We start from the raw sequence: 6,447 nt of genomic DNA, 5'->3' as shown, positions 1-6,447 counted from the left end.
CAATTTCANAACGATATCTGAAACGGCTTTAGGGATCGCTGGATTCAGTTCGTGAGGTGGAACGGGCACTTTAGCAATATGACAATGGACTAGTTCCAGAATATCCGTTGTTTCAAACGGTAGCTGTCCAGTTAACAGTTCGTAGAAGGTTACGCCTAGCGAGTAGAAATCGGTGCGATAGTCGAGCATCCGGTTCATTCGCCCGGTTTGCTCTGGCGACAGATAGGCAAGCGTGCCTTCTAACACATGGGGACTTTTGAACGTCGGATTCGTGCGGTTAAATTGGCTCGCAATCCCAAAATCAATAATTTTGACAACGCCAGTATCCAGATTAAAGACTATGTTTCCAGGGTTGATATCTTTATGAATGATATTGGCTGCATGGATTCTGCCCAGAATGTCGCAAACTGCGATCGCAAGACTTAGAAAAGTGGATAAAGGCATGGGGCAGAAGATATCTGGGCGCTTATGCATCCATTGCTCTAGGGACTCTCCCCCAAAATCTTCTAAGATAATCACCAGAGTCCGTTGATAGTCCTGCTGACTGTATGCCTTGATAACTCCTTCCAGATTTAGGGAGCGGGTAATTTTATATTCCTGTCTGTAGCGGGTTAGTTCTTGGGGAGAGGGATAATCAAGCTTTAGCATTTTTACGACGATCCCTACTCCATCGTCTCTGATGCCCCGGTACACTAGAGAATTGTCACTTTCATATATCTTGTCTTGGATGGCAATACCAGGTAGAGCAATCATAGAGCAACTCTTGAGATGATAATCTGGCATAACCAAAACTATACAGCAATCCAGCTATCTAGATTTTTCATCTTCTGAAATCCTATTTGGTTTTGTTCATTTCTAGCCAGTTGCAGAGTGATGGCGTTCACTTACGAGTGCTGTATCAATTATGTAGAGCGATTCTACAGCACTCACGCTTACAACTGGCGTAGCATGGGACACCAGTTGCGGAAAGTTTTATCTTATCCCTCGTACAACTTCTTTGTTGTCCCGTTGCGTTGCTAACTCCATTGAAACTGCAACCCAAAGACATTGGATGCCAAATTGCCAAAAGTGTTTAGAGGTTATCTTCTCTCGTATTCCAACTCTAGAAGATTCAATAATTTTTCTTCCACCGCAGTAAGATATGGTCGATTCACCTTCCCTAACAACTGCAACAGACTTTTGACTGTCTCCTCCAGCGAATCGGAATACACCCCACTGATGCGATCGCAAATCACCTGCATCTGCTGACACTCCGCAGGCAAGTAATCGTAAGACTTCAGGTGCTGCAACCCAACGGTGTACACACCATCCCAGAGTTTTACAGTGCAACTAAAGTCATTTACCTGGCTAATAATGCCCCAGCAGCCACTCTTGCCCCTGAGTTCTGGATTATCCTTGGCTAAGATTTGGCAGACTTCGCCAATTTGGTAGGTGTTGGGTACTTTGGTACGTTCCATTATCTGCTGCACCACGTCCTTCACAATCCTACCACTTGGAATTTTACCACCAGCAAATTCTACTGCTCTTAGCCACACTTCTTGCTGTTCCTGGGGTTCCAGTTTGGTCATGGGCCGAACTTGTCCTTCGCTAGTTGGCAGAATTTGGGAACTATTTGTTGTCAAATTCTCAATCCCCAAATTTTGACAACAATTTGTTGTCAAATTTTCGTACACATCAGCTGCTGCAATCAAGTAGTTCGACTTTTGACGGCTGTGACCAAAGCGATCGCGGCAATAATCCTCAAATGTCTTATGCGTCGAACGGTACAGTCTGCGCTCGCGCAATTCCGCCAGTGCCTTACCTGCTTCAAAAACTGCTCTCTCCACACGCCGCTCTAGGTGAAGGCGATCGCTAATTTCCTGCTCGGTTAATTCTGGAACTTCAACAGCAGTAACAGTGATTGTTGCTGTAGCTGGGTTTTTTTCTTGCGAGATATCCTCAAGGTCTTGGTCATTTGGCAATGTGCTGTCATCAGATGCGGCAGGGGTGGTTTTTTTCCGCCTAGAAGGTGGCTTATTCATGTTTCCACCTCCTCTAGCTCAATGGTCTTTGCTCAAAGTCAATCGCAACACAGCTTTTGAATATATATGGTAAATGCGTAAACGTAAACCACCGCAGGCATCGCTCATAAAATGAGACACAGGTTAGAGGAAAAAGAGGTTTTTCAGCAGGTTCAATCATCACACTGCTTCTTCCTCAAACAAATCTTCAATATCACATTCCAGCACTTTACAAAGTCTTGCTACTTTTGCGAAAGTTTCTGATCCTTTGCCATATTCCCAATTTCTGATTGTCGAAGTATCAACTCCAACTAAATCACCTAGTTGCTTTTGAGTTAATCCAATTTTTTCCCTTAAAGCTGCAATGCCTTTTTTGGGTGCTTCCGTTAAGTTCAACGGAGGTTTGAAAACTTTGATTAAGGCATTTTCTAGCTTTCTGAGTAATTCAGCTTCGGTTCTAATGTACGAGATTTTAACGCCTTCAAGACGACTTAAGGCTTCTAGCTTAGGATGGCTTTTCCATTTCTGCCTTAAATTGTCTGACATGCCCACGTACAGCACCGAGTTATCTTTATCGATTGCCAAGTAAACACAAGGCTCATCCGGCAATGAGATTCTGTCTTCAAGTGCCACAAATGGCAGCTCCCATAAATTAATATCCTCCATATAAACCATAACTTTTTAGCGCTTCCTTTGTAATACACACGCTAATATATTAGCGCTAATAGCTAAAATATTCTTGACAGCGCTAAAATTTTAGCACATAATAGTAAAAGATAAAGAGAAAGCGCCCTCGACTACCAATCTGAAGCGCTTTCTCTGTCCCTAATAATAAGGAAATTCCATTATGACTCATGTAAGGTATACACAGCAAGCCCTTTCCCGCTATAACCTTCCTTGCCTCAAAAGAATTGCCACTGAACTCGACGTTACACCCATCGGGGACAGAAGAGCGGCTGATACTTGGGTAAACGCAATTATCACCCACCAATCAAACCAGCTTCAGAAGGTTGACGAACAAGCCCTCGCTCAAGGCGAACTCGACCACCACATCGCTGACCAAGCCCAAGTTGTAGCTTCCGAACCGCTCACAATAGTCGAAATCTCTTTTGACCATCACGAATATTACGCTGATGACAAACTGGTAGCTAGCATCAGCCATGACGATGACCACTTAACCCAACGCTGGGTAGTCATGGTCAACGGTAAAGAAGTATTTCGTGCCAACACCGTAATGCGTTGTCATCGCTTCATCTGCACTCACTACAAAGATGGCTCATTACCTGTGCAGGAACAACTTGCAACACCATGCACTACTAGCAACGAAATCATGGCGCAAATTTTCAACGAGTGCGAGAAGTACGGGTTTGAAATCCTCGACGATGGCATTTACCAGAACGACGTAAAACTGGGCGAAGTAGGGCAGACTGACGGCGGCTGGTGGTTCACACGCGCAGCAGACGAAACCCAGCGCGTACCCTGTGACTCGGCAATAGAAGCAGTTCAATCCCTGTCGATGGTCGACGTGTCTACTGATGGTAAATCCATTTTTGATGAATATATTTTAGACCAACCGTTAGAACAGCTAACTGGCGATAAATTGCAACGGCTGCTGGAGAGAACGGAGTTAGTCACAGCGTAAGTCTTGGGCTTCGCTTGGGAAAAGGTTAAAGGTATTGGTTAAAGGGAAATTTTTTCATTCCTTCCCCCTTCCCCCTTCCCCTTTTCCCTAAAACACATTCCCTTCATTCACCAATCAATATGCAACCCACAATATCCATTCCCCAACACTGGGGCTACCCTCGCTTTGCTTTGGAACAGCGTACTAATCAGGGCATCATTCTGGGGCTTTATTACTACCCAAATGGTACAGAACTGGCTGAACAATTTGGTGATGGTTGGCGTTATGCGCTGATGCCTAATAAAAACTCTGACGAATTGTTCCACTTTCAGGAGTCTCAAATTCAACCGTTTTCCCCACAAGAATTATTCTTACAGATACGCGCAGAGATTGAGCTTTATCAACAACAGATAAATATTCTCAAGCAACAGTTAGCCGTATTAACCGGAGGTTTCACAAATGCCTAAAACGGTTGACAAAAGCTTTGACCGTAGAGCAAATCATTTGCTGCGTTCACTTCAGCTTTGCGGCGGTTGTGTACCTCTACATCGTCTGCAATTCCAATTTTCCGATTCAGTTATTCAAACACTATTGGATAAAGAACTGGTGCAAGTACAGAACACGGGACGCGGCTTTTTGTTGGAGATTGCCGAGGATTTTAACTCTTAATCAAAGAGCAAGCAATTATGAAACTTTACGCAAAGACCATTGCACAGAATTTACCCGATTGGGCAACTGTCATTACAAAGAGCGCAGATTTATTTGAGATTGAAATCAACGATGAACATCCTAATTTTCAATCTCTGCTTGAAGAGTTAGCCACGGAGATTGAGCCAGGAACATTCGGTGTGAAAGCGGAAGATTTATGTTCACGGCTCGGCATCGAAATGTCTAACTCAAATCTGCACTACTTAGTTGAACAAGCCCAAACTCTGATATCTCTTATTGCTACGCATTCAGACTACAAACAACTGTTGGAAGCAGGGTATCAGCCAGATTTAAACATTGCTGATGCTAGCACTGCGTTGACTTATCTCCAATGGGAGTTAGAGCGAAATCGAGAACCTTCTGCCTAGTAAAAAAGCGTTCACCTGAATGAGCGCCGCTTATTCAGGTGAACGCACGGAAGTTTCTCTCCCGCTACAGAATTTCCATTATTGCACACAGAACACTAATCAATAAAACTTTAACCGAGGTGAACATGGTTACTGAAATCAAACTAGGTTTATGCAACCCTCCCGAACCCATCTATTTATATGTCAATCAGGGGGAAGTAGATGGGGAATCTTTCGTCTGGTACAAGTTCAATATCAGCCAGGATAAGAAAATCCCTGTTATTCAAAGAGCATTAACTGGGTACTTGTCAGAACTGCGATTGACCACTAAAGAATTCAAAGGCAGGGACAATCTCAAACTGGATATTGTCGTAAGTGCTGATGAACTTTATGTAGTGAGAACTGGTGTTGAAACCAATTTCGCCAAAAGCTTCCTTTTAGCTGCCTCATTAATCCAAGATTTCTCCAAACCACTGATTATTGTCGCTAATGCTGGCGACGAGAATACGGTTTTTTGTAACCTTTACGATGCTGCAACCAAAACCAAGATTTACAGGGAATGGAGTAGAGATTTGAATTGGGCAACTATCATTCGTGACATCCAATCTTTATTGGGTGTAACTTCAAACTCGATTCCCGAACCCCCACTGACTCCACCAAAACTTAGTGTAGTTCCTCAATCAGTACATCCTCAAGATTTGCGAGTTAAAAATATTCGCACCTTGCTTGATTATCCACTTGATTTAGTCAAAGAGTGGTTGCAATTCCAGGATGTTGACCGCCCAAGTTTACTTGATATTAACCAGATTAATGAACTAATCAAAACTATGTGTTTGGCTTGGGCAGCAGGCAAGTGTGACCATTCCAATCATGCTGAGTCTTCGTATCAAAATCTTGTTGTTGATGCTGTTGCTAGCGGTGCGGATGAATTAACAGCAATCAACGCATGGATGCAGCAGTTGCAAGCAGTAAAGACTGGAGCAGTGTAAATCAGCATACAGGATTCAGAATAATTTCACTTCTGAATCCTCAATTAATCAAATAGGAATTACCCATGAGAGTCATCGTTACAGTAGTAGAAAAAATCACAAGTGAAGCTCACATCGATATCCCTGATGGGCTGAATCAATCCGCAATTAAACAGCACATAGTAGACCGCTACAACAATGGGGAAATGTCCATAGATATGAACATCTTTCAAGTTGACTTTGAATCTATCAGCGCTCGGATTGTTCAAAAAAATTCTTCTCCTAAATCTGCATAAACATTGGAGGTAATAAATGAATCTCAAATGGACTGATGAAGAACTCGCAATCATTGAAGCTAAGGCTGAACTTTATACCCCAAAACAAATAGCCTCAATCTTAAAAAGACATGGATACTTTCGCACTCCAATTGCTATCGCTACTAAGCTTTGGGCTTTGGGTTATTCTACAAGCCCCTTTCTCGATAACTATAGTAGTGCTGAAATCGCCCGTGTTCTATGTGTGCATTCCACTACCGTTTCTGGCTGGGTGCGCCGTGGTTGGCTGAAAACTAGTCGCCGTTCTTCTAAACGTTATCAAGTCCGTAGATGGCATCTCAAAAACTTTTTTGACAATCCACCACAGCATTTAAAAAAGCGTATTGCCTCTATTGATGCCGAAGCTATTAATTATTTATTGGGGAGAAAAGCATGATTGACAATGTTAACGCACTCAAAACAAGTTGGTATCTTTCCCCTCCTTGGGGTCGAACAATTCCACCCGTTGAGGCGAATTTACTGGAGAGA

At 43.1% G+C, this 6,447-nt stretch carries 11 protein-coding genes; 8 read left to right on the top strand and 3 right to left on the bottom strand.

What is annotated here, in order from left to right:
- The 3 genes from H6G97_RS43005 to H6G97_RS42995 all read right to left on the bottom strand — a co-directional run.
- Positions 1-753 (bottom strand): serine/threonine protein kinase (locus H6G97_RS43005; RefSeq protein WP_190946645.1); only part of this gene is annotated, 753 nt, incomplete at its 3' end.
- A gap of 326 nt (positions 754-1,079) precedes the next feature.
- The gene (locus H6G97_RS43000) at positions 1,080-2,021 is read right to left on the bottom strand and encodes a hypothetical protein (protein ID WP_190946644.1); all 942 of its coding nucleotides are present in this window, start codon (positions 2,019-2,021) and stop codon (positions 1,080-1,082) included.
- A 159-nt stretch (positions 2,022-2,180) separates the two neighbouring features.
- The gene (locus H6G97_RS42995; protein ID WP_338421967.1) at positions 2,181-2,633 is read right to left on the bottom strand and encodes a helix-turn-helix domain-containing protein; all 453 of its coding nucleotides are present in this window, start codon (positions 2,631-2,633) and stop codon (positions 2,181-2,183) included.
- 214 nt (positions 2,634-2,847) lie between these two features.
- On the opposite strand from H6G97_RS42995, the gene H6G97_RS42990 reads away from it, so the two are divergent.
- From H6G97_RS42990 to H6G97_RS42955, 8 genes are all read left to right on the top strand, one after another.
- Positions 2,848-3,642: a hypothetical protein gene (locus tag H6G97_RS42990; RefSeq protein ID WP_190946642.1), complete on the top strand. Its 795-nt coding sequence runs from the start codon at positions 2,848-2,850 to the stop codon at positions 3,640-3,642.
- 119 nt (positions 3,643-3,761) lie between these two features.
- Positions 3,762-4,088 (top strand): hypothetical protein, encoded by a 327-nt coding sequence (locus H6G97_RS42985; RefSeq protein WP_190946641.1) that lies wholly within the window; start codon positions 3,762-3,764, stop codon positions 4,086-4,088.
- Entirely contained in the window at positions 4,081-4,290 is a 210-nt protein-coding gene (locus H6G97_RS42980) for a hypothetical protein (RefSeq protein WP_190946640.1), read from the top strand. The genes H6G97_RS42985 and H6G97_RS42980 overlap by 8 nt, the downstream gene beginning before the upstream one ends.
- 17 nt (positions 4,291-4,307) lie before the next feature.
- On the top strand, positions 4,308-4,697 hold the full coding sequence (locus tag H6G97_RS54015) for a hypothetical protein (protein ID WP_242055988.1): 390 nt from the start codon (positions 4,308-4,310) through the stop codon (positions 4,695-4,697).
- Positions 4,698-4,822: 125 nt separating this feature from the next.
- Positions 4,823-5,665 carry a hypothetical protein gene (locus H6G97_RS42970; protein WP_190946639.1) on the top strand — a complete coding sequence of 281 codons (843 nt, stop codon included), beginning with the start codon at positions 4,823-4,825 and terminating at the stop codon, positions 5,663-5,665.
- A 65-nt stretch (positions 5,666-5,730) separates the two neighbouring features.
- On the top strand, positions 5,731-5,940 hold the full coding sequence (locus tag H6G97_RS42965; protein ID WP_190946638.1) for a hypothetical protein: 210 nt from the start codon (positions 5,731-5,733) through the stop codon (positions 5,938-5,940).
- A 16-nt stretch (positions 5,941-5,956) separates the two neighbouring features.
- Positions 5,957-6,355: a MerR family transcriptional regulator gene (locus H6G97_RS42960; protein ID WP_190946637.1), complete on the top strand. Its 399-nt coding sequence runs from the start codon at positions 5,957-5,959 to the stop codon at positions 6,353-6,355.
- The coding region (locus tag H6G97_RS42955; protein ID WP_190946636.1) for a DUF1392 family protein at positions 6,352-6,447 on the top strand (96 nt) is incomplete at its 3' end. The genes H6G97_RS42960 and H6G97_RS42955, both read left to right, overlap by 4 nt.

Source organism: Nostoc flagelliforme FACHB-838 (assembly GCF_014698065.1).
Taxonomy (GTDB): domain Bacteria; phylum Cyanobacteriota; class Cyanobacteriia; order Cyanobacteriales; family Nostocaceae; genus Nostoc; species Nostoc flagelliforme_B.
This window is presented reverse-complemented; position numbering and strand designations above follow the sequence as displayed.

Excerpts from the sequence above, each read along its gene's own strand:
- H6G97_RS42960 (WP_190946637.1), top strand. The coding sequence starts at position 5,957 with ATGAATCTCAAATGGACTGATGAAGAACTCGCAATCATTGAAGCTAAG.
- H6G97_RS54015 (WP_242055988.1), top strand. The coding sequence starts at position 4,308 with ATGAAACTTTACGCAAAGACCATTGCACAGAATTTACCCGATTGGGCA.
- H6G97_RS42990 (WP_190946642.1), top strand. The coding sequence starts at position 2,848 with ATGACTCATGTAAGGTATACACAGCAAGCCCTTTCCCGCTATAACCTT.
- H6G97_RS42970 (WP_190946639.1), top strand. The coding sequence starts at position 4,823 with ATGGTTACTGAAATCAAACTAGGTTTATGCAACCCTCCCGAACCCATC.
- H6G97_RS42980 (WP_190946640.1), top strand. The coding sequence starts at position 4,081 with ATGCCTAAAACGGTTGACAAAAGCTTTGACCGTAGAGCAAATCATTTG.
- H6G97_RS42965 (WP_190946638.1), top strand. The coding sequence starts at position 5,731 with ATGAGAGTCATCGTTACAGTAGTAGAAAAAATCACAAGTGAAGCTCAC.
- H6G97_RS43000 (WP_190946644.1), bottom strand. The coding sequence starts at position 2,021 with ATGAATAAGCCACCTTCTAGGCGGAAAAAAACCACCCCTGCCGCATCT.
- H6G97_RS42985 (WP_190946641.1), top strand. The coding sequence starts at position 3,762 with ATGCAACCCACAATATCCATTCCCCAACACTGGGGCTACCCTCGCTTT.